19 protein-coding genes, 1 tRNA gene and 2 pseudogenes are annotated in these 21,567 nt (G+C 63.1%); 11 read left to right on the top strand and 11 right to left on the bottom strand.

The features are described from left to right. Positions 1-3 precede the first annotated feature (3 nt). The 3 genes from ihfA to PSK12I2_RS0100660 all read left to right on the top strand — a co-directional run bounded on the left by ihfA (position 4) and on the right by PSK12I2_RS0100660 (position 787). A complete protein-coding gene (gene ihfA / locus PSK12I2_RS0100670; protein WP_007159196.1) occupies positions 4-306 on the top strand; it encodes an integration host factor subunit alpha in 303 nt (100 codons plus the stop codon). Next, on the top strand, positions 287-646 hold the full coding sequence (locus tag PSK12I2_RS0100665) for a MerR family transcriptional regulator (protein WP_007159195.1): 360 nt from the start codon (positions 287-289) through the stop codon (positions 644-646). Before ihfA ends, PSK12I2_RS0100665 begins: the two co-directional genes overlap by 20 nt. 64 nt (positions 647-710) lie before the next feature. After that, positions 711-787, top strand: a tRNA-Pro gene (locus PSK12I2_RS0100660). Positions 788-874: 87 nt separating this feature from the next. Here the strand turns inward: PSK12I2_RS0100660 and PSK12I2_RS24455 are convergent. Continuing rightward, positions 875-1,207: pseudogene (locus tag PSK12I2_RS24455) on the bottom strand (integrase); the annotation flags it as partial. Here PSK12I2_RS24455 and PSK12I2_RS25005 point away from each other — a divergent pair. Together PSK12I2_RS25005 and PSK12I2_RS23530 are read left to right on the top strand one after the other, a co-directional pair. After that, positions 1,197-1,576 (top strand): annotated as a pseudogene (locus PSK12I2_RS25005) (type III restriction endonuclease subunit R); the annotation flags it as partial. The pseudogenes PSK12I2_RS24455 and PSK12I2_RS25005 overlap by 11 nt on opposite strands. 62 nt (positions 1,577-1,638) lie before the next feature. After that, positions 1,639-2,274 (top strand): hypothetical protein, encoded by a 636-nt coding sequence (locus PSK12I2_RS23530; RefSeq protein ID WP_244950611.1) that lies wholly within the window; start codon positions 1,639-1,641, stop codon positions 2,272-2,274. A gap of 313 nt (positions 2,275-2,587) precedes the next feature. Here PSK12I2_RS23530 and PSK12I2_RS0100635 read toward each other — a convergent pair whose 3' ends face one another. Genes PSK12I2_RS0100635 through PSK12I2_RS0100620 form a run of 4 tightly spaced genes read right to left on the bottom strand, consistent with a single transcriptional unit; the run spans position 2,588 to position 10,804 of the window. Beyond that, positions 2,588-3,853, bottom strand: coding sequence for a TIGR02679 family protein (locus PSK12I2_RS0100635; RefSeq protein ID WP_027596897.1), 1,266 nt, complete (start codon positions 3,851-3,853; stop codon positions 2,588-2,590). After that, positions 3,850-7,995: a TIGR02680 family protein gene (locus PSK12I2_RS0100630; protein WP_027596896.1), complete on the bottom strand. Its 4,146-nt coding sequence runs from the start codon at positions 7,993-7,995 to the stop codon at positions 3,850-3,852. The genes PSK12I2_RS0100635 and PSK12I2_RS0100630 overlap by 4 nt, the downstream gene beginning before the upstream one ends. Further along, entirely contained in the window at positions 7,992-9,260 is a 1,269-nt protein-coding gene (locus PSK12I2_RS0100625; protein ID WP_027596895.1) for a TIGR02678 family protein, read from the bottom strand. Before PSK12I2_RS0100625 ends, PSK12I2_RS0100630 begins: the two co-directional genes overlap by 4 nt. Then, positions 9,257-10,804 (bottom strand): TIGR02677 family protein, encoded by a 1,548-nt coding sequence (locus PSK12I2_RS0100620; RefSeq protein ID WP_218186267.1) that lies wholly within the window; start codon positions 10,802-10,804, stop codon positions 9,257-9,259. Before PSK12I2_RS0100620 ends, PSK12I2_RS0100625 begins: the two co-directional genes overlap by 4 nt. A gap of 313 nt (positions 10,805-11,117) precedes the next feature. Between PSK12I2_RS0100620 and PSK12I2_RS23525 the strand changes: the two genes are divergently transcribed. From PSK12I2_RS23525 to PSK12I2_RS0100595, 5 genes are all read left to right on the top strand, one after another. After that, on the top strand, positions 11,118-11,747 hold the full coding sequence (locus tag PSK12I2_RS23525; protein ID WP_244950610.1) for an FAD-binding oxidoreductase: 630 nt from the start codon (positions 11,118-11,120) through the stop codon (positions 11,745-11,747). Next, positions 11,708-12,067, top strand: coding sequence for a RidA family protein (locus PSK12I2_RS0100610; RefSeq protein ID WP_027596893.1), 360 nt, complete (start codon positions 11,708-11,710; stop codon positions 12,065-12,067). The genes PSK12I2_RS23525 and PSK12I2_RS0100610 overlap by 40 nt, the downstream gene beginning before the upstream one ends. 296 nt (positions 12,068-12,363) lie before the next feature. Further along, on the top strand, positions 12,364-12,840 hold the full coding sequence (locus PSK12I2_RS0100605; protein WP_027596892.1) for a heme-binding protein: 477 nt from the start codon (positions 12,364-12,366) through the stop codon (positions 12,838-12,840). A gap of 11 nt (positions 12,841-12,851) precedes the next feature. Continuing rightward, positions 12,852-13,250 carry a hydroxyisourate hydrolase gene (uraH, locus tag PSK12I2_RS0100600; protein ID WP_027602718.1) on the top strand — a complete coding sequence of 133 codons (399 nt, stop codon included), beginning with the start codon at positions 12,852-12,854 and terminating at the stop codon, positions 13,248-13,250. Positions 13,251-13,693: 443 nt separating this feature from the next. After that, positions 13,694-14,467: an LPS biosynthesis protein gene (locus PSK12I2_RS0100595; RefSeq protein WP_027596890.1), complete on the top strand. Its 774-nt coding sequence runs from the start codon at positions 13,694-13,696 to the stop codon at positions 14,465-14,467. 76 nt (positions 14,468-14,543) lie between these two features. Here PSK12I2_RS0100595 and PSK12I2_RS0100590 read toward each other — a convergent pair whose 3' ends face one another. The 3 genes from PSK12I2_RS0100590 to PSK12I2_RS0100580 form a co-directional block, all read right to left on the bottom strand. After that, the gene (locus PSK12I2_RS0100590) at positions 14,544-14,981 is read right to left on the bottom strand and encodes a YqaA family protein (RefSeq protein WP_027596889.1); all 438 of its coding nucleotides are present in this window, start codon (positions 14,979-14,981) and stop codon (positions 14,544-14,546) included. Positions 14,982-15,094: 113 nt separating this feature from the next. After that, positions 15,095-15,634, bottom strand: a complete 540-nt coding sequence (locus PSK12I2_RS0100585) for a thioredoxin domain-containing protein (RefSeq protein ID WP_027596888.1) — start codon at positions 15,632-15,634, stop codon at positions 15,095-15,097. Positions 15,635-15,719: 85 nt separating this feature from the next. Then, positions 15,720-16,763 carry an SDR family oxidoreductase gene (locus PSK12I2_RS0100580; protein ID WP_027596887.1) on the bottom strand — a complete coding sequence of 348 codons (1,044 nt, stop codon included), beginning with the start codon at positions 16,761-16,763 and terminating at the stop codon, positions 15,720-15,722. 162 nt (positions 16,764-16,925) lie between these two features. Between PSK12I2_RS0100580 and PSK12I2_RS0100575 the strand changes: the two genes are divergently transcribed. Further along, on the top strand, positions 16,926-18,317 hold the full coding sequence (locus PSK12I2_RS0100575) for a CoA transferase (protein WP_027596886.1): 1,392 nt from the start codon (positions 16,926-16,928) through the stop codon (positions 18,315-18,317). 39 nt (positions 18,318-18,356) lie between these two features. Here PSK12I2_RS0100575 and yghU read toward each other — a convergent pair whose 3' ends face one another. The 3 genes from yghU to PSK12I2_RS0100560 all read right to left on the bottom strand — a co-directional run bounded on the left by yghU (position 18,357) and on the right by PSK12I2_RS0100560 (position 21,439). After that, entirely contained in the window at positions 18,357-19,190 is an 834-nt protein-coding gene (gene yghU, locus PSK12I2_RS0100570; protein ID WP_027596885.1) for a glutathione-dependent disulfide-bond oxidoreductase, read from the bottom strand. A 185-nt stretch (positions 19,191-19,375) separates the two neighbouring features. Continuing rightward, positions 19,376-20,278: an AraC family transcriptional regulator gene (locus PSK12I2_RS0100565; RefSeq protein ID WP_027596884.1), complete on the bottom strand. Its 903-nt coding sequence runs from the start codon at positions 20,276-20,278 to the stop codon at positions 19,376-19,378. Between the two features lie 66 nt (positions 20,279-20,344). Further along, positions 20,345-21,439 carry a GNAT family N-acetyltransferase/peptidase C39 family protein gene (locus PSK12I2_RS0100560; protein ID WP_027596883.1) on the bottom strand — a complete coding sequence of 365 codons (1,095 nt, stop codon included), beginning with the start codon at positions 21,437-21,439 and terminating at the stop codon, positions 20,345-20,347. Positions 21,440-21,567: the final 128 nt, after the last annotated feature.

The following is a 21,567-nucleotide window of genomic DNA, read 5'->3' as shown; positions in this document are numbered from 1 at the left end:
CGCATGGGGGCCCTGACGAAAGCTGAGATGGCCGAACGTCTGTTTGAAGAGCTCGGTCTGAACAAACGTGAAGCCAAGGAATTGGTCGAACTGTTCTTCGAAGAAATTCGTCATGCGCTCGAAAGCAACGAGCAGGTCAAGTTGTCCGGTTTCGGCAACTTCGACCTGCGCGACAAGCGCCAGCGCCCCGGACGCAATCCCAAGACAGGGGAGGAGATACCCATCACGGCGCGCCGTGTGGTGACCTTCCGCCCCGGGCAGAAACTGAAAGCCAGGGTCGAGGCCTATGCTGGAACCAAGTCATAACGACGAGCTGCCGGTCATACCGGGCAAGCGCTACTTCACCATCGGTGAGGTGAGCGATCTCTGCCTAGTCAAACCGCACGTGCTGCGCTACTGGGAACAGGAATTTCCCCAGCTGAACCCGGTGAAGCGCCGCGGCAACCGGCGCTACTACCAGCGCCACGACGTGCTGATGATCCGCCAGATCCGCTCGCTGCTGTACAACGAAGGCTTCACCATCGGCGGGGCGCGCCAGCGCCTCACCCAGGGCGACGAGACCCGCGACGAGGGTTCGCAGTACCACCAGCTCATCCGCCAGATGATCAGCGAACTCGAAGAAGTCCTCGTCGTACTGAAGAAGTGAAAAAAAGCTTCCATTAATCAAAGCGTTGCAGTAAGATGCACGCCGTTCCCTAGAGGAACACAGTCGGGGCGTAGCGCAGCCTGGTAGCGCACTTGCATGGGGTGCAAGGGGTCGAGTGTTCGAATCACTCCGTCCCGACCAAATTTACGAGTAGGCTCAAGCACTTAGCGGCTTGGGCCTTTTTCGTTTCTGGGCTCCAATCAAAACAGAATCAAAATCCAAGCAAAATCAGCTGGCGATCTCGCTGATGTCGAGGTCCGGCACGGCATCCGACCAGACCACCTCGGCGTGGTCGCGCTGATAGTTCTTGGTCATGTCCGCGCTGGAGTTTCCGGCGATCTGCTGAGCCTCCCGGCCGGCCCTCTGGTACAGGTGCAGGGACAGCGCCCGGACCTCGTGGAAGCCAGGCATTTCCTCCTCGCCCCATCCCTTGTAGCAGCCTGCAGCGTCCCGCGCGTCCTTGAATGCCCGGGTCAGGAACCGCTCTTCGATCGCGGTCCAGTGGTCCTTGGTGTGGGGCTGCTTCTGCTCCAGCCGCTCCGGCTTCCGGTGGATCAGGTACCTGAGTCTGGCCTACGGCATCAACAACTTCTTCGTACTCGCGCCCAACCAGCCGATATAAAACAGACTTATTACGGACTTCGCGCGCAACACGCCTAAGTACGTGTTCGTGGGGATTACCGAGTTCGCGCAGCAACCGCCGCTGACCATCACTGGTGACAACTACGACCAGGCTAGCGCTGCGGTGGATGATCAGCTAAAGGGTTTCGCCCACGACGTGCGCATCAACATCTCCAAGATCAATTCTGAGGTGCGCGGCGGCAAGGAGCGGCGTATTAAGCTATGAAGGAAGTGCTGGGCGACAGCTATTTCAACCATCGTGCGAATCTGCCTGATCTCGTGCTGCTGATGGACGAATCGCATCGTTTCCTGACAGTTGGCAGTCTGACAGTGGATGTGCTGCAGAATGCCTGGAAGGAGCCTGCGAAGGCATGGAGTTCGCGCGCAACTTTCTGCGCAGCAATCTGGGCATCGATAGCCCCGCGCTGCTGTCGTCACCTTTCCGGCTGGTGGCGCTGGCCTACTTCGGGCACAGCCACAACTATGTGCTGAGCAACGATGAAGCCCGCCAATTGCGCTATTGGGCGTTGATGGCCACTGCCAAGGGCCGCTTCTCTCGAGGCTCCAGCAAAACCATTCTGGATCAGGACGTGGCAAGCATTCGCCATAGTGGTACCCTGAGCAAGCTTATCGACCGGCTGCGCCTGCATTTCGGGCGTCTGGCCATCACCTTAGAGGAATTGGAAAGCCGAAACCAGCGCAGTGCGCCGCTCAAGACCATGTTCCTAGCTTTCTGCGCTGCCGGTACGAAGGATTGGCGCAGCCTTCTGACCGTCGCTTTTGATCATTCTGGTGCCCAGCACCGCTTGCAGTTCCATCACATCTTTCCAAACGCTGTACTGAAGACCAGCTTCACTGCCTGCGAGCTAGATGACATCGCCAATCTGGCCTTCATCTGCGGCAAGACGAATCGCACGATCAGCGACAAAGTCCCTGCGGTTTACCTGCCCTTGCTGGTTGATCAGCTTAGCGAGCCAGCATTCGCTGCACAGTGCATCCCGGTCTAGGCGTCGCTGTTGGAAGTGGAACGCTACAAAGCCTTTTTGCTGGAACAACGCAAAAGGATTGTAGCGGCACTGAATACGCTTGTTGGCTTTACCGATTGAGCGGGTGGATGGTTAGTTATTTGTGAAGCATGGGTAATATGCTCCTCAACTGATAGTAAGCTCGGAAGTGCCGATACCTAGCAAATCGCTCCATAGTCCGCCCGATACTAACCTCGGTTTTTTGACACTATATGGCGACGGTAAAGCTTATGTCGGCCAGCATAAACCCTTTCAATCATAGGGATCTACGAGCCTCATTGACGATCGAATGGTTTTACTCCTGGTTCAGGTCGTCCAAGAGAGTGCTGACAACCGCTTCCTCTGGAATTATGAATCCTTGGGTGTCCATAGCTGTGTGCAGCTCTTTGTCCCATAGCGCCTCGACCCCGTTTATGTCCAAATCGCGCGGTCGCGTCGGCGCTACAATCGCCGCTTCGAGGTAGTCTCTGCATCCGAAGCGCCAAGGGACTGCCTGCCAAGTGCGCATAACATGATTGCCAATCCCGATCCCTGGCCAGTCATAATCGCCGTGGTAGTGCAGACGCGCACCGGCGGCAGCCAATTGGTCGAGTAGAATTCGCTGTGCAGCGGCGGGCATGCCATCGGTGCAGACTAATGGAGCACTATCGGCACCCAGACGGTCGGCGACAATGGCTACTATGTTCGGGTTTTCACATATGTAGATATTCCGACCCTCGACTTGCCAGGAATATGGTTTTCGAACCAATTGCCGCAGTGAGAGGTAGGCGGGCTCGCCGGACCGCCAGGTGTGGGGCGTGTTTGGCACGACAGGCAAGTTAAGAAAGAGAGCCGGGCGGGCCAGTTCGTTGACGAGAATTCCCGCCCTTGACCAGACCTCCCTCAGACGCTCTTCGGCAACACCGCCAGTCTCGGTAGCTTCATCTTCTTTAGAGTTGCCCATACGTTCGTGAACGCGCCACGCTGACAGCACCAGGGTCGCTACAGGGCGGCCGGGATCTAGTGCATGGGCATCGCCCAGTGTGTCGGCGGCAAGTTGCGAGCGAGGCAATCCGTCCGCGGGAAGGCGCCGGAGCACCGCGTCCGTGGAGAGGAGAAGCTGTGTGGCGCGAGTTGGGTCACGTCCAAGACGCTTGAGCAGAGGAATGGCGGTAGCCGTGTTTTGCAGCCAAGCACGTAGAAGAGGGCTGCTGTCGGTCAACACGGAGGCTGTCAGTGCCGACCACTGTTCTGCTAAGGTTTTACGAAGGCTAACCTTCGCAACAATGGGGCCATCCAGTTGTTCTAGCGCATCCTGTAGCGAACTGGCCAGTCCGGCGTCAAGCAGTCGTGCATCGAGATCGGCAATGTCCAGCGTCATTGAGCGCGCTATACGCGAGGGGCGGCCAGTCAGTTGGCAAAGAGCCGAGTACTCTACTGGGGCAAGGTTGCTCAAGTGAGCCGAGGATAGCGACTGCTCGGCATCGGCGAGCTCAAAGCGGCGGCGCAGTCGCTGGCGGAGGGCCTCCAGTTCTGGCCCGCCGAGCAGGCGCTGTAGACGTAAGTCGGGGCTGGTATTCATGCCAAGGGGAATCTGCGATCAGGATCTTCTTCGAGTCGCTTAGCCCGTCCGTCCCAGGTCCAGCGCGAGACGAACACCGCATCGATACCTTCGCGACGCTGTAACTGGCAGATCGACACGCCAGGTAGCTCCGCATAGCAGGCCCACTCCCGCTCGCTGGTGATGACGAAGTCCAGGTCGAATTCCCGCACCAGCCCCATGCAGTGGGCCCGGGCGGTATCGTCTATACCGGCGAAGGCTTCGTCTAGCAACATCAAGCGGGGCGCCAAGGGACTGCCGCCGTGGCCGTAGAAACTGGCAATAGCGGCGAACAGTGGGACGGTCAGGCCTAGCGCGCGTTCGCCGCTGGAGGCCGGTCCAGACAGCTTGCGCCATTGACCATCCTGCTGACGCTGGATGCGGAAACGATGCCAATAGCGATAGTCCAACGCGTGGGCGAGTTGATCGAGAAGGCTTCTACCTGTGCTGTCAGCGTCGGCCAAGGCGCGTTCGGCGGCGATCTGCTGTTGCAGCATGGTACCGACCGCGCGCCGGTCTTCGGTCGACCAGAGGTCGGCGCTGGTATTTAGCAGGCTCTTACGTGCGGCCTCCAGGCCTGCCGGTGCACCTTCCTCGACGGATAGCGACTCCCATAGCAGGCGGTAGCGTACGCCAGTGGTGGTTGGACGCTTGTGCAGTTCGTTGTTTATCGCCTCGACTCGGTCGTCGGCCGCGCGCATTAGGCGCTGGAGCTCGGCGGCGATCTCCGCCTGGAGGTGATTCTCCAACACTTCACGCTCACGCGCCGACAATAGTTCGCTGCGCTGGGCAATATCCTCGGCCAACAGTAGCGCGAGGGTATCGGGGCGCTCGGCACGGTTCTGGTACTGGATTGTTACTGTGATGCCCCAATCGTTGGGTTCCGAGATGGCCTGGTGGTTCAAGGCGCTCAGCCCGCGCTGCAATTCGCTCAGGTCTTCGGCGATCTGTCTCTGTACGCGGGCCCAGGTGGCCTCGTCATCGACGATGTCAGCCAGCGCCTGTTCGATGCGGCGGGCCAGGTTCAGTGCCGGGTCGATGCTCCAATACTCAGGCAATTGCAGGTCAGGCAACGCGGCTGCCAGCAGGCCGCTGGCACTGAAATGGCGAAGGCGCTCGACCGCCGTAGTGCGCTCGTCGCTACGCTCGCTCAGTGTCTGCTCAGTACGCTCGACGTGCGCTACGATCACGGCCAGCCGTTTTTCCGCTTCGCCCAGCGCCGTGCGGCGTGTTTCGGCTTCCTGCTCGGCCTGGATACGTCCGGCGAGCGCGGTGGCCAGTTTGGCCAGCAATTCTTCCACCTGCTGGCCGATGGACTGGCGTAGTGTCTCCAAGCGGACACGGGACTGTTCAGCCTGCTCGTCGGCGACCATCAGGGATTCCTCGGCCTGTTCCAGCACCCTGCGCGCTTCGCCTTCGCGCTGTTGCTGCTGACACTGATCGGGCCATGCGCGCTGCCACTCGCGTGCCGCCTGGACCAGATGCGCCTGGACGTTGGCGAAGTGTTCCAAGGCCTCTTCGGTTTCCGGTAGCAGCTCGGGTTCTGCCGGCAGGCTCAGGTCGGTCGCGTCGTGCTGTAGCTGCTCGCGTGCCGATTGCCATGCGTCTTTGGCTTCATGGCTGCGTGTTTCGGTCAGCACTAACAGCTGCCGGGTCCGATCGACATCACGAGCGGCCTGCAGCGCGACAGCAATCGCATCGTGCAGTAGGCGCTCGGACGGTATGTTTTTCTGTTCCCGTTCGGCTTGAATGCGCTCGGCGGCCAGGGCTTCGCATTGTCGTTCGAGCTTGGCTTGCGCCATGTCGAGTTCGGCGAGGAGGGTGGCGAGTGCTTCCAGTCGTCGTTGTCGTGCCAGTTCCCGTGCACTACGGCCGATGTAGCCTGCCTCGGTTTTTTGCCAGGCGCCTGCCAGTGGCCCCAGACGATAGCGACCATCAGGCGACAGCCAGGCTTCGGCATCGCTTGGCTCCTGCGTGCCGTAAGCCACGCCCGCCAACAGCGCAGTCAGCGTTGCTAGTGCTATCGGGCAGGCCTCGGGCAATGCGGGAATCAGTACAGCGTTTAGGTTGGCACCGTTCACTGGCGCGCGCTGGTGCCAACTGCTATCCAGCAGCGGCGCGCCGTCGCTATCGCTCAATACCCCATTTGGCGACAGCCAGGCATCAAGCAGACCGCTAGCTTCCAGGGCAGCTTCCAGCCCGGCCCGTTGCACGGCATCCAGGCTCGGGTGGAAATCCACCAGGTGCCAGAGCGGCGCGCCGTGCCGTTGCAGACGCACGCCACTGGCCCGGGTGGATGGCTCGGCGGGCAGCGCATCTTCGCCGGCTGTCAGGCGGGTACACTCGTCCTCGATATCGGCGCGCTGCTTGTTCAGGCTAGCGAAGTCACTGTCCAACTCCGCTTGTTGGGCAGCGTGTCGTTGCAACGTTCTCTGCCAGGCGTTGTCCAGTGCCACTTGCGCCGGGTTTTCGCCTTCCGGAAGGGCCGCCCACTCGGCGAGTTGTAGCAAGGGCTGCTCAACATCGAAGCGCAGTTGGATGAGGCTTGTGCAGTGTTCGGACCACGCTTCGAGCAACGCGCTGCCTGCCTGTTCGGCTTGTTGGTCGGCCCGCTCGCGTTCTGCCAGTGCTATGTCCATTTCACTACGAATGGTTCGGACGTGTTCTTGCTTGTCCGCCAGTAACGCCTGGTGTTGGCTAACTTCTGCATGACGCTTACGCAGATGGGCGATGTCCTGGCGCCGATTTCTGACCAACTCGCGCAGGGCTTCTTCAGCAGCCCTATACTCGGACGGATGTGCCGCTAGCGCTTCGGCTTCAAGGCTAAGCAGTGGGTTGATCGCAATGTCTGTTGTTATGGCAAGTGCTTCGGCCGCGTCCAGCGTACGAGTACGCGCCTTGTCTAGCTCCTCGCGAGCCTGAGTGGCTTCAGAGATCCGTCGCTGGCTCAGTTCTACTTCGCGATTGAGTTTGCTACGCGCTTCATCGCGCTGTCGGTTTGCCTTGTGAGCTGCATCTTGCCGTTGGGTGGCATTGCGCTCTTCCAGGGCAAGACGGTTGGCGTCCTGGTTAGTGGGATCGCTCTGCAGAGTATCTACCAGCTCTCGGGCCGCCGAATACTTCAACTTCGCGCCCTCGTGCTCCGCAAAAGCTTCATCCTGCGCACTCTGTGCGCTAACGCGTTCAGCCTGCGCTTGATTGCGGGCCTCGCTAGCGTTGTCGAAGTGGGTTTGAGCCTGGCGTAGTTCGCGTGCCTGGCGCCGCGCCAACATACCGGTATAGATGCGGTAGCGTCGTTCAAACTGGGTGACGGTTTGCTCCAGTAGGCGCGTTTCTTCCAATTGAATGCGGTCTTCCTCCAACTGGTTGAGCGCTTCGGCTACATCGCCCAGCAGCTCGGGTGGTAACGGAGGCAACGACTCACTCAGGGCATTGGACAGACCGGTTTCGTCGGGTTTCTTTGACAGTTGTGGCTGGCGTAGCTGGATCAGCGTATCCATCAGAGCGTCATATCGCCGTGTCCCTAGCTGGAACAGGCGCTCGTCCACGGCACGGCGATACAGCTGATGGTTTTCGAATAGTTGACCTCGTCCACCAAGTGCATCGCGCAAGCGTTCGCGAGTAAGAACCTGGCGCTCGGCAGTGGTAAGCCAAAGATCTTCGCCGATACGTGGGTCTACTGTCGTGCCGTCACCTTCCACGATGAAAAACCAGCTGTCTACTTGAGCCCGGCCATTGACTGCCGACAAACCGACCCCCAGGGTCAGGTAGCGGGGGCGGCCATCGCGCTCGCGTCGCCCGAACTCGATCCAGCTGTAGCCGATACGGCGGGGATAGTTGCCGACCAGGAGGTTCCAGGCCATCTTCTTACCGCTATCGCCGTCGGGCTCGACGCGCGACGAGCGCAATTGTGCGTCCAACAGCAACGGTAAGGTCAGCGACAGCACTTTGGATTTCCCGGTGCCGTTATTACCGCGCAGGAGTAAATGACCGTCGTGGAACCAGAACTCCTCGCTGTCGTAGTGGAACAATTCGACGAGGCCAAGACGTAAAGGCTGCCAGCGTTCGCGCAGCGGTTTGGGCAGTGTGGGGCGGGAGGAGATACTGAATAGGTCGCTGGTCATGCATCAGGCTCGCTTAGAAACAGGGTTTCGGCGCTCTGGGCGTTGCGCACCTCGGTCTGCCCGAGGGAGAAGCGGGCAATGGCGGGCAACGGATGTAGGCCACGCAAATCACGCAGCATTAGGCCCAGACGACATAGGCGAGCGATGGCGATTTCCGCCAGCTCGTGTTCGGCGCCTGGCGCGCGTGCCGATTTGCGCCAATAGCGGCCATATCGCCCAGCGGCCTCGCGCAGGAACAGGGCAATCTCGCTTTCGGTCGCTCGCAATGGGGCACGTTCATCCCGCAGACGCCGGGCCAGGTACTCCGCTACCAGCAGCGTTACATGAGCCTCAGTGCCCTCGGCGGGTATGGCTACATCCGTCAGTTGCCCGCTCTCGTCGATCAGGGCCAGACCTTCTGCGCGTTGCTCGGCGACCAGTCCGGTGGCTTCACACAAGCGGCTGGCGAGAACACCGCGCTGATTGACGAAATAGCTGCGCGTCTCTTCGTCCAGGGTGTCGGTATACAGCACTGGATCGTCGAGCAGGCGTCGCGCCAGGTGGTGGCGTATGGCATCTCGCCTGCCTTGCTCGCTGTCCACCGTAAAGCCAGTCACCAGTGCATGCAACCGAGCCTCGGTATTTCCCGGAGTCTCCTCTGCTCTCCAGGTCGAAGGCCCGCGTACCGCAGCTAGCAGGCCGGCCAGCAAGCGCCGATGAATGTCGTAGAGGGCGTCGGACTGTGGCCCGCTGCCGTCCTGCACGAAGCTCTCTTCCTCGCCAGCGACACGTTCGAGAATGCCATGCTCTAAGAGGGTACGGCACACCAGGACCAACTCGCGTCTTTCGGCAGCGCCGTGCAAGGTGAAGGCGAAACCCAATGTCTCCAATGCCGGGTCGGCAGCTTGTTGTACGATCCGTTCGCCGATTTGTCGCAGGGTAATCTGCGGATCGGCTCGCTCAAGCACTGCAGCAGCTAGGCACAGCAGTACATAGCGACGCCGGTCATAGTCCGGTAGGCCTCGGGTCGGGGCGGACAGGTCGGCTGGGCGCTTGAACAGGCGGGCACCCTCGCGGTCGACATGCAGCGGCCAGCCGGTCTCGCGGGCGAACCATTCGCGCAGACGCTCGGCTTGGCGACGTACAGCCGGGAAATCTGCGTGACCTGGTGGCATGAGTGGGCACATCAGCAGGCTGCGCAGAGCCCGGCGGAATTCGTCTTGCTGCTGCACCTTTTGTGTTTCTCCGACGTGTCGGATGCTACGGCGGGACGAGGGTATGCTCATGATCTGTCCTCGGTGAGCTGGATCGTTAGCAGATGATCCCGACCGGAGAAAACCCCGGCTGCCGTGCAGATTTCGGCGCGGCTGCCTTCAGCCAGAGGTACCAGGCGAATATGCAGCAAACCATCGCCCGTTTGACGCTCGACAGGACTGTTCGGGTCGTGTTGTTCGGCCAGTGCCTCGCCAAGCAATCCTAGAAAGAGGTCGAAGGCATGCGCATCGAGCTCGCCCAGCTCCGATAAGCGTGTCGAGCGGCCGTTCGCCAATCGTCGGCGCGCGGCCTCAACCTGGCGCGACTCCTCTGCCAATTGCTGAGCCATCAACGCCCGATCGCGGCTACGATCGCGCACTTTCGCCAGTGCGCCGCGCGGCGCGGCTTCGCCGTATTCGCGCAAGCGCGGATTGATGATCAGCGGAGGGGCGTCCAGCCAAGAGGTGCTCGCTGGCACGTCGTCCGCATCAGCTACTTCTAGTGAGAAGTGACGTGCTGGATGCAGTGCGAACGCTGTTTGCGCGAGGCGGTGGGCATCGTCGTCGCTGTCGCATGCAGCGAACCACTGTGCCAGCACTCGGAAATCGGCCGACCGGTTACTGCGTCCACTGCGTCGCTCATTGATTGCCGCGATGGCGCTAAGCAGTTGCGGAATTGCTGAGCGCGCTCGAGCACGCAGTAGCTCTGCTTGAGGTGGTTCGTTGCCGGTGGCCAGAAACCAGCCGCGTAATCCTTTCCAGCGCTCGCGCCAGATATTCTGACGACGTTGCGTTTCCTCCGCCTGCTCACGAGCGCCGTCGGGGGCGGCATCACGCGCTTCACGTGTGGCGACTTGGCGTAAGACATAGTCGATAGCGGCGGACAATTCATGCAGCGTGCGGGCGATGGCATCGGAGCGACGGATCAGATCACCCATGAAGCGCTCGAGATAGTCGATCAGCCTTCGCTTGTAAGCGACCAATGCGGTGGCGTCGGCCTGTTGCAGCTCTAGACTACGAGCCACTCCAGCCATGAACGCCTGGGCGTTTTCAGTAAGACCCTCAAACACCCGCACCAGGTCGCGTAGAATCTCGTGTGCCTTGGCGGTGTCAAGGTCGTTGACGGATTGCGCCTCAGCCATCAATCGCTGCAAGGCTCGCAAGCGGCTGTCGATGTCCTCCAGCGCGACTGTCTGCAGTTCTGCACGATGACGTAGGCTCTGTGCGAATGCTATCAGGCCGGCCTCTACTGCCTCGCCACCGCGCGAGAGCCGATAGAGATAGCGTGCTCGATAATAATCGTTGAGCGTGGATACGCGCGTCATGTCCGGCTGTGATTCGAGATTGCCCCAGGCAGCTAGCTGTGCCAGTGCGGCGGCAATCTCTTCCTGAGTAGGTAACGCTCCGTTACCCCAATTCGCCTCGGACAACACTTCGTCAGGCCGCAGTTGCAGCCGGTATTGGCGCTTTGCTGCAGCGAACACCTCCATGATGGAACGATAGAGGGCTGCCTTTTCCGCAGTGGCATGGCGCAACAGATCCGCTGAAGCTTCCGACCAAGATGAGTCGTGAATCACCAAATCTCCCCTCAGTGACCTTCCGTGATCAATGAGGCCATTCTTCAGTCCTCTTCGCTATTTGCCAAGCTTTCCCTTTGAGCCAAATGATTTTGTAGTCGGCGACATGTTTTGCTCTCGTGTCGTTGGTGGCGAAATAGAAGGTAGACCGTGTTCTTGAAATGGCTTTTTTGCAACATGTACCTGCAAGCAATGAGGTCAGCGATTGGGGCTTGGTTGGCGATGCTCTCATCGCTCTAGCGGTCAGGGGCTTTTGTAGGGAATCATTGAAAATCGTCCGACATCATTAGGCGCAGATTGCAGCGAGCACCATTTGACACGCCAAGGGCGGTTCGAGGCGGACCAGCTGGTGGTGACGGCCGGTGCCTGGGCGGGGCGCCTGGCTGTCGAGGTGGGTGAGCCGGTACCCACCTATCCGCAAGGCCTGATGCTGATGGTGACTCACCGGGTGGCGCCCTTCTGCAAGCAGGTACTCGGCGCCACCGGTCGCGCCCTGTCCTTCAAGCAGTTCGACGCCGGCACGGTGGTCATTGGCGGTAAGTTGATCGGTGCCCTGGACTTCGATGCCCGCCATGGCGAGGTCGATATCGCTCGGCTCGTGACCAGCGCCCAGACCGTGACGGATCTCTTTCCGCACCTCAGGCATCTGGGCATCAATCGCGCCTGGTCCGGTATCGAAGCCTTCACCGAGGACGATCTGCCCGTCATCTCAAGCAGCAGTCGCGCCAGTGGCCTGACCTATTCGTTCGGCTACTGCGGCAGCGGTTTCCAGATGAGCCTCGGCACCGGCCAGCGCGTCGCGCAGCTGGTGCTGGGCGAGTCTTCACCCATCGATCTCGCGGCCTTTGCCATCGATCGCTTTCACAGAGATTCCTCAACCCCCAGGCAACCCAAGGAGCCTATATGCAACCCATTACCCGTATCGAAACCAACCAGCGCATGAGCCGGGTCGTCCAGTACAAGGGCGGTATCACCTTCGTCGGCGGCCAGACGGCCAATGATCGCACCCAGGACATCAAGGGACAGACCGCGCAGGTGTTGCAGAAGATCGACGACTACCTGGCCAAGGTCGGCCTGGACAAAACGCGCATTCTCAGCGCCCAGGTATGGCTCTCGGACATCCAGGCCAACTTCGCCGGCATGAACGAGGTGTGGGACGCCTGGGCACCGGAAGGGCAGGCACCCGCGCGGGCCACGGTGGAATCCAGGCTGGCGGCACCGGAATTGCTGGTCGAGATCGCTATCGTCGCGGCGGCAGAGTGAGCTAGGGCGCATCAGCTCGCGGGAGGCGATGCGCCTATATAAAAAACGGCAGTAGAGTACTGCACCATTGACTCGGGTTGCTCGGCAATAGAGACGGGTAAACGCAACGGGAGCCCCGGCACGCCGTCTTAACGCGGCGCAGGGGACGAATGTTCAAGCCGCGGGTGAGGAATGGTGCCTGTTGGGTCCGGCCAGCTATCCCGCTGATCCTTCTGACAAAATTGTCATCCCGCAGTACCCGTTCCTGACCGAACGATCAGGATAAGTTGGCGAGGTCATCTCCTGGACCTCCAATCATGTCGCGCTTTCTTTCTTCCCTAACCCTCACGCTGCTGGGCGCTGCCTTGCTCGGTCAGGCGCAGGCGGCGCTGCCGCAGCACCCGGATCTCGACCTTGCTGCCGCGCAGCGACTGGCACAGGCCGCGCCCTGCAGCGCCGCGCTGGCGGTGCTCGACCGCAGCGGTCAACTGATCCTCCTGCAACGCGATACCCGCGTCGGACCGCACAACGCCGAGGCGGCGCGGCGCAAGGCGTTCACCGCGCTGTCCACCCGTACCCCCTCGCAGGCGCTGGCCGAGCGTGCCCGGCAGAACCCGGACGCGGCCAATCTCGTCACCCTGCCCGAATTGCTGCTGCTGGGCGGTGGCATCCCCCTCTACGAAGGCGACCAGCTGGTCGGCGCCCTGGGCATCGCCGGTGCCGGCGGGGGCGGGGCGGATGAGCGCTGTGCGCTGGCGGCCGCTGAACACCTCAATCTCACCTCCCATCCTTGAAGGAAATCTCCATGAAGACGTTCGTGCTGTTGTCGGGTCTGGCCCTGTCCGGCTTTGCGGTCGCCGCACCCAATCCCCTGAGTGTTCATGTGCTCAACCTGGAAGATGGCAAGCCGTCGGCCGGCGTACATGTGACCCTGGAACGTCAGGTGGGGCAGGGCTGGCAGCCGCTGGCGGAAGAGGTCACCAACGAGCAGGGCCGGGTGCCGGCGCTGTTTCCCAAGGAAAAGACCTTCGAGAAGGGGGAATACCGCGTGGTCTTCAAGACCGGCGACTACTACCGCCAGCAGGGCCGCAGCGCCTTCTTCCCCGAGATCCCGGTGGTGTTCGACGTCACCCAGCCGGAGCAGCACTACCATATCCCGCTGTTGCTCAGCCCCTATGGCTTCAGCACCTACCGCGGTTCCTAGTTCGCTGGCGAGGCGATAGTCCTCTCGCCTGTCCACCGCGCTCGTGCAGGCACAGTGCGGTTGGCGGCAAATTCCAGCCCTGTGACCCTGCCATTCTTGGTGAGGGCCACTCGCGAGCGGTCGAGGCCCTGCGGGAATGGCGGATCTTCGGATCGTTCCAGGCCCTGGGCCGCCTTGGCTCCTACTGGCTCACAAACAAGTCATCTAATTGCTATGGGCACCACATTTGGTACAGGCACCTTAAGTGAGTCCTAAGCGGCAAAACGTAGCGTTGGTAGCGTCATTCATGAGTCTGGCCGGTTACTTTTTTATCGGCGCCGTTGATTATGTATGACTAATTACCTTCGTCATCGCCGATAGGGAGCTGATGGCATGCCACTCGAGCAGCTTTCAAACCGCCTGTACAAGGTCCTTGATGACGCGCGTCCAGGTGGCTCGCCGCTGTGAGCCGGGACTTCGCGCCCCTGCGTAACAGTCAACGGGGCCCGGTGCTCCTGCTGGCCTCCGGACCTTCGGCTGCCGAACTCAACCTGGACGCCTGGCAGGATGTGCCGATCATCACCATGAACGGTGCCATCGCCAAGCTGAGCGGGAGCGGCATCCGTCCGCTCTTTTACGTCTGCAGCGACCTGAGCTTTGCCGAGCAGCAACCTGAGCTCTATGAATGCGGGCTCGAGCAGGCGCAGCGGCTGGCATTGTGGCCGGCGGCGATCGAAAGCCTGGCGGAAAGCCGGCAGGCCAAGGCTCACGCGTTGAAACGAGCGCCCAGTACCCGGCTGGAGCACTACCTCGGGCTGGAGCGCGACCAGGCCGAACGCACGCTCACCCTGCTCAGTCGCCGAGCGCGCGACATTGGCTTCAGCCGGGACATGGACTACGGCATCTTCGATGTCCGGACCGTTGCCTTCATCGCCCTGCAACTGGCCTATCACCTGGGCTTTACCAGGATCTATCTGGCCGGTGTCGACCTCAATGCCCGAGCTCCACGCTTCTACGAAGGCGGCGCGGACGCGAGATCGCCCTGTGGTCTGGACGAGCATCTGCACAACCGTATCCTGCCCGGGCTCAAGGTCATGCAGGACGTCATGACCGCCGCGGGCCGCCAGGTCTTCAACCTGTCGCGCTGCAGCTGCATTCCTGCGCAACTCATCCCACGCGCCGACCTGGCCGCCGTCGAGGCGGGCTGGCTGGGCCAGCGGACCCGTCAGGCCGGTTGAGCGCGCTCGATGTTTCGGTAGCGCATCGAGAGGTCTGGATGGCAGGGACCGCCGGACCTTTGCCTGCTGCGCTCGATCACTGCCAGCCCAGGGTAAGACCCCAGACCACGACGTAGCGCGTGGCCTTGGCCAGGCTCACCACCAATAGAAAGCGCCACAGGGGTTCGCGCATCACCCCGGCTACCAGGGTCAGGGGATCGCCGATCACGGGTGTCCAGCTGAGCAGCAGTGACCACCAGCCCCAGCGCTGATAGGCCGCCTGGATACGCGCCAGGCGCTCCGCCGACACTGGAAACCAGCGGCGTTGGCGAAAGCGTTCGAGATGGGCACCCAGCCACCAGTTCAGCGTCGAGCCGGCGACATTGCCCAGTGTCGCGGCCAGCAGCAGGAGGGGCGTGGCATAGCGCTCGGTGAGCAGCAGCCCGGCGAGGGCCGCTTCCGATTGCAGGGGCAACAGGGTGGCCGCGCCAAAGGCGAGGGCGGCCAGGCCCAGGTAGACGCTCAGGGCTTCCAGGATGGAGCTCCAGCAGGGCAGGCCATGAGGAGGCTGTCTCGGGTCGAGGGGACGCCGCGGAGCATAGCGCGAGGGACCGGAGTATGCCTCCTCGCGATCCTGAGCCCCGGCGCTCACTCCAGCCGCGCGAGCCAGTCCGCGACCGAATCCCCGCTACTGATATCGGGCTGCACCAGGCCATCGATCATGAAGGTCGGCGAGACGTGGATGCCGTTCTGCCGGGCGTACTTGCAGTGCCACTTGACGGCGTGCTGCAGGTCCGGATTGGCGAAGGCATCGGCCAGGGCCAGGCCGCTGTAGCCTTCCAGCCGCGCGATGATGTCATTGGGCGTGGCGTCGCGATTGGGTCCCGTGGCGTGATCCTTGAACTCGAATTCCTCGCGATGGGCCGCCACCGCTGCCAGCACCACCTTGGCGCTTTCCTTGCCGCCTTCGAGGGCGGCGGCGGCCAGCACGCAGCGCACCACGACGCCGGAGAACAGGTGCCAGGGCTGGGATTGCAGGCGGATCTTCAGGGTGATGCGGTCCGGTCCGGCCTGGGCCAGCAGGTCGTCCAGCTTGTTGAAGGCTTTGACCGAAAAGGGGCAGGTGGGCTCGAGAAAGACTTCGAAGGTGCGGGGGCCATGGCCCCAGGTGAGGGTGTCGGCGTACAAGGTAGAACTCCAATGGCGAGACGTTGGGGTTGAGACCGCACGCCGTCCCGGGCGTTTTGCCTCAGTCGGGACGGCGCGGGATGCCTCAGGGAATCAGCCGCCGCCGACGCATGTCCTCCAGGTGCGCGAGCAGGACCTCGTCCGATCTCAGGACCATCTGCCCGAAGCCGGCCTGCCGCGCCTTGGTCACATCGAAGATGGCGTCCTTCTCGACATGGAAGATGAAGTCGCCGAAGGCCCCGGGTGCGATCCGCTCGGGATCGGCCTCGGCCAGTCCTTCCCCTTGCGCCAGCGCCTGCCAGACCGGCTTCAGGGCGGTCAGGCGCTGAGCCAGGGAGATGGGTTGCGGCTCGCCGACGTCCAGCCCGAACCAGTCGGCCAGCTGCGGCCAGACGTGACTCCAGCGAAAGACATCGCCGTTGGTGAGGTTGAAGGCGCCATCGCGCTGCTCTTCGGCGGCCCAGACCGCGGCTTCGCCCAGCAGCGGCGCGGCGGTGACGTTGACCAGGGCGCCGCGATAGGCCTGCTCGGTTCCGGGGAATTGCATGGCGGTACCGGTCGCCTTGCACAGGGCACCGTAGAGACCGATCAGGTTGCCGAGGTTCATGGCCGAGCCCAGCGAGTGGCCGATAACGATGTCGGGGCGCAGGGCGGTCCACCGGATGCCGTCGGCCTCCAGGCTGCGCACGAAGTCTTCATGGCGGAAATAGAGGTTGGGCGGGAAGTGGCGGCTGTCGTCCTCGCGGGCTGGGGTCTTGTACACCCCCAGGTGGGCGCCATAGATCTTGCCGCCCTGGACGAAGGTGATGCGGGCCAGAGGCGCGCCAGCGGTACGCACTGCGGCGACCAGGTTCTCCAGCATGGCGGCGTTTTCGTCCGCCTCGACGCCCGGGTCGGTGTTGGGCTTGAGGGCGCTGTAGAACAGATGGGTCACGCCGGCGAGATCGGCCTTGGCTGCGGCCAGGCTGGCCGGGTCCAGCAGGTCGGCGGTCAGATGAGGAAAGCGGCTGGGTGCCTGTCGCGAGCGGCCGACGGTGGTGATGGACCAGCCGGCCTTGGCGAAGGCTTCCAGTACGGCCTGGCCTATGATGCCGCTGGCGCCGGCGATGAGTAGCTGTCGTTCGGTCATGGGGTCTCCCGATAGCGTGGGTGGGCTGATGAAGGGGAGACCCAGGCAGAGGGCGATTTGTCCCCGTGTCGGGCTGGACGGTAGACGGACGAACGCCGGTGTCCTGCTCGCGCAAGCAGGGCTACTGTGAGAGCACTGCCTGCTGCCGCGGAGGACCTTGCCTTGACCCACCCGTCCCGTACGCCTGCCGTCTTTCAATCCCTGCTCGGCGAACTCGTCACCGCCCTGGATCTGTCTGCCGCCCAGGCGGCAAACCTGCAGGTCCGGGGCAACGACAGCCTGGCCTCCTGCTTTCCGGTCAGCGACCTCGCCACGGCGGCGATCGGGGTCGCCGGCCTGGCCGCCGGCGACCTGCTGGCCGAAGGGGCACCCGGATTGCCGGTGCAGGTGGACCGGCACCTGGCCGCGGCCTGGTTCAAGACATCCCTGCGTCCCCTGGGCTGGGAATTGCCCGCCGTCTGGGATGCGATAACCGGCGACTACCGTACCCGCGACGGCTGGCTACGGTTGCACGCCAATGCGCCCCATCATCGGGAGCGCGCCCTGGCCGTGCTGGGCTGCGCCAATAGCCATGACGCCGTGGCGCAGGCCATGGCGGGCGGGTCGGGCGAAGACCTGGAGACGGCCATCGTCGCGGCGGGCGGCTGCGCGGCGAAGCTGCGCACCCAGGCGGAGTGGCAGGCGCATCCCCAGGGGCAGGCCGTTGGCGCCGAACCGCTGATCGCCCAGGAATGGACAGTCGCGGATATCGCCAGCAATTGGCGGCCCGATCCACAGCGTCCGTTGCAGGGCATCCGCGTCCTCGACCTGACCCGCATCCTCGCCGGGCCGATCGCCACCCGCCTGCTGGCCGGGCTGGGCGCCGAGGTGCTGCGGATCGATCCGCCCGACTGGGACGAACCGGCCCAGGCACCCGAGGTGACCCTGGGCAAGCGCTGCGCGCGACTGGACCTCAGGCGCCCCGCCGATCGCCAGCGATTCGAGGCGCTGCTGACCTCGGCAGACATCCTGGTCCACGGCTATCGCGCCGATGCGCTGGAGCGACTGGGCTACGGCGTCGCTGCACGTCGCGCGCTGAATTCCGGGCTGATCGATATTTCGCTCTGCGCCTATGGCTGGAGCGGTCCCTGGGCGCTCCGTCGGGGCTACGACAGCCTGGTGCAGATGTCCTGCGGTATCGCCGCGGCCGGGCGCGACTGGCAGGGCGGTGAGCAGCCGGTGCCCTTGCCGGTGCAGGCGCTCGACCACGCTACCGGCTACCTCATGGCGGCCGCCGCCCTTCGCGGGCTGGCGCTGCGTCAGCGGGAGCGGCGAGCTATGACGGCGCGACTGTCCCTTGCCCGTACCGCTGTGCTACTGAGTGAGCGACCGGGCGCGAGTGGTGGTCCGGCGTATGGAGGGCCGGAGGAGGGCGACTATAGCGAGACGCGAGAGCCGACCGCCTGGGGTCCGGCGCTGCGCTTGCGGGCGCCGCTGAGGATCGGCGAGGTCGAGTTGCAGTGGCAACGCCCCGCGACACGACTCGGCTCCGCGACCGCGGACTGGAGTCGCTAGCGGCGGCGGAGACATGCCGCAGCCGTCCGCTCTGCCGGATCAGGTGAAATCGCTGGCCGAATGCCGCTCGGCCACTTGCTCGCCCGGCTCACCCCAGGTGCGATTGACACGCCGACCGCGCTGCACCGCCGGCCGGGCGGCGATGGCCTGGGCCCAGCGCTGCACGTGGCTGTAGTCCTGCACGGAGAGGAATTCCGCGGCGTTGTACAACTGCCCCAGCACCAGGTTGCCGTACCAGCTCCAGATGGCGATGTCGGCGATGCCGTACTCCTCGCCGGCCACATAGCTGCGCTCGGCCAGCAGGCGATCGAGCACATCGAGTTGGCGCTTGGCTTCCATGGCATAGCGGTTGATGGGGTATTCGAGCTTTTCCGGCGCATAGGCATAGAAATGCCCGAAGCCGCCACCCAGGAAGGGCGCCGAGCCCATCTGCCAGAACAGCCAGTTCAGCGTCTCGGTGCGACCAGCGTGATCCTTCGGGATGAAGGCGCCAAAGCTGTCGGCGAGATAGAGCAGGATGGCACCGGACTCGAAGACGCGCAGCGGCTCGGCGCCGCGGCGATCCACCAAGGCCGGGATCTTGGAGTTGGGGTTGATCTCGACGAAGCCGCTGGAAAATTGCTCGCCTTCGCTGATGCGGATCAGCCAGGCGTCGTATTCGGCGTCGGCGTGACCGGCCGCCAGCAGCTCTTCCAGCAGGATGGTCACCTTCATGCCGTTGGGCGTGCCCAGGGAATACAGCTGGAAGGGATGCTCGCCGACCGGCAGTTCCTTGTCGTGGGTCGGTCCGGCGATGGGACGGTTGATGCTGGCGAAGTTGCCGCCGGAGGTGGTGGGGGTCCAGACGCGTGGGGGGGTATAGGATTCGGTCATGGTGGCACTGGCCTCAGTCGGCAAGGAGTGGTAGTTCGATCATAACCGAACTTTGCGTCCGGTCTGTTCAATGGCTCGCAAGCTGGCGATAAACCCTGTCTCGCATTCACACGACAGCAGGGCTCAAGGGCGGCTGCTGATCACAGACCTGCTCGACGCCGCAGGACCGAGACGCGACAGGTCGTTCAGGCGTTCTGCTCGGTCAGCCGCTGTACCGTCAGGGTGCGGTACTGACGTGGGGTCATGCCCTTGAGTTGGTGGAAGCGTCGATTGAAGTTGGAGATGTTGTTGAAGCCGGCCTCGAAGCAGATGTCGGTGACCGGCATGCTGCTGTGGGAGAGCATCTCGCAGGCCTTGCTGATGCGCAGGCTGTTGACGAATTCGACGAAGGTGCGACCGGTGGCCTGGCGGAAGAAGCGCGAGAAATAGGTGGGCGTCATGCCCAGGTGTTCGGCCACTTCTTCCTGGGTGAAATCACGCTGGTAGTGATCGAAGATGAAATTCAGCGCCCGGTTGGTGCGATCCACCGCCTGTTCGCTGGCCGTGGCCGGCTCGACGCTGCCGGACAGCAGCTGGTAGCGCTCCGAGGTGGCCAGTGCCTCCATCAGTACTAGGAAATGACCGAGACGGGTGGCGCCGCCGCTCTCGGAGATCTGTTGCAGCAAGGCCTCGGCGCGAGCGATCAGCTGCGGATCCTGGAATTCGATGCCGTAGCGGGCGCGTTCCAGCAGCGGCGCCAGGCCGCTGAGTTCGGGAAACACCGCCGTGGCGTTGTCCACCGTCTCGTTGGTGAAGTTGACCAGCATGTCGCGCTTGGCCACCACCTCGCCCTCGGCGACGCGGCTGATCCAGTTGTGCGGCAGGTGCGGCCCGGTAAGGAACAGGCTGCCCGGATAGAAGTTGCCGATGTAGTCGCCGATGAAGGCGGTCCCCGAACTGGCCACGATCAGGTGCAGCTCGTATTCCTTGTGGAAATGCCAGCGCACCAGCGGGCAGGGAAAACCATGCTCCCGGTAGATCACCGAGTGACCGCTCAGGTCCTCCATCAATTCGTAGGAGGGATTGCGCTTGCGCAAGGACTGACTCATGGACCGCCCCGTCGTTCTTGTTGGCCTTGATCCTGGCCCTGTTCGACGTCCGTCGCAACCCCGGGTTCAGCCGGTGCGCAGGATCACCGCCGCGCGCAGCTTGCCGCGGCCGAAGCGACTCATCTTGTCGAACTCGGCGTGGGACACGGGGATGTGCTGGCAATCCAGTTCGCGGCGATGCTGGCTGTGGTCGACATCGGGATCGTGCAGGTAGACGAAATCCTCGTCGCAGTCGGTGACCAGCACCCAGTGCGGCCCCTTGGCCTTGGTCAGGCGGAAGGAGCTGATCAGCACCAGCGGAAAGGCGCCCTGGTCGACCCAATGGGCGATGTCCAGGCGCGTCCGGTAGAGGCGCTCGATGGGCGACTGCTTGACCTCGGCGCTGAAGTCCTCGTGCACCAGGCGCATCACCTCCTTCTTTTCCTCGCTGCGCACGCCGTCGAGAAACAGGGGCCCCCGGGTATTGACCTGCAGCGTGACCTTGAAGCCCCGGCGCAGCGCGGCCAGGGCCAGGCCATGGGGGCCGCAGCCGCCGTGGCCGGCGGTCATGTAGATGGTGGTGGCTTCGCGCCACAGCCGCAGTTCCTCGCGCCGTTCCAGCGGGCGGCCCGGCTGCAGGGCGCCCATGGCCATCAGCAGACTGGCCGGGCCACAGGTGAAATCGGTGGTCTGGCGATAGAAGGGCACCGGGCGGGCCTGGCCTTCGCGCGGCTGGCGGATGCGCTTCTCGAAGCGCAGCGCCTGGCTGTGGTCCTCGTAGTAATCCTCCACCGTGGCGAAGGGCAGATAGCCGTTGCGCTCGTAAAGGGCGATGGCGGCGGCGTTGTCCGGCCGGACCTCCAGGCGCAGGTAGGCGCAATCGCGCTCCACCGCCTCGGCTTCGGCAGCCTCCAGCAGGCGCTGGCCCAGGCGATGACCGCGGGCCTCGGGATCGACGGCGATGGAATAGAGCCGCGCCAGCGAGGTGTTCTGGTGGAACAGTACCAGGGCGTAGCCGGCCACCTGGCGGTCATTTTCCGCCAGGATCAGGACCGCGTTCGCACGGGTGAGCATGTAGTGGAAATTGCGCCGGGAAAGGCGGTCATAGCTGAAGCAGCGGGCTTCCAGATCGACCAGCGCCGCCAGATCGTCCAGCCCGGCGGGCCTGAGCATGAAACTCATCGCGAAGGATTCTCCTGGAGCAGAGCGGGCAGCCTGGCATGGTTAAGCAACGGTTAATAGCACCCGCGTTACAACAGTTGGAGTGGTCCGGCGGCATCCGGGTTTCCGCCGGGACCACGCCCCGCAAC

The organism is Pseudomonas sp. MOIL14HWK12:I2, assembly GCF_000510745.1.
GTDB lineage: Bacteria > Pseudomonadota > Gammaproteobacteria > Pseudomonadales > Pseudomonadaceae > Chryseomonas > Chryseomonas oryzihabitans.
The sequence above is the reverse complement of the archived record's forward strand: the minus strand, read 5'-3'. Positions and strand labels throughout refer to the sequence as shown.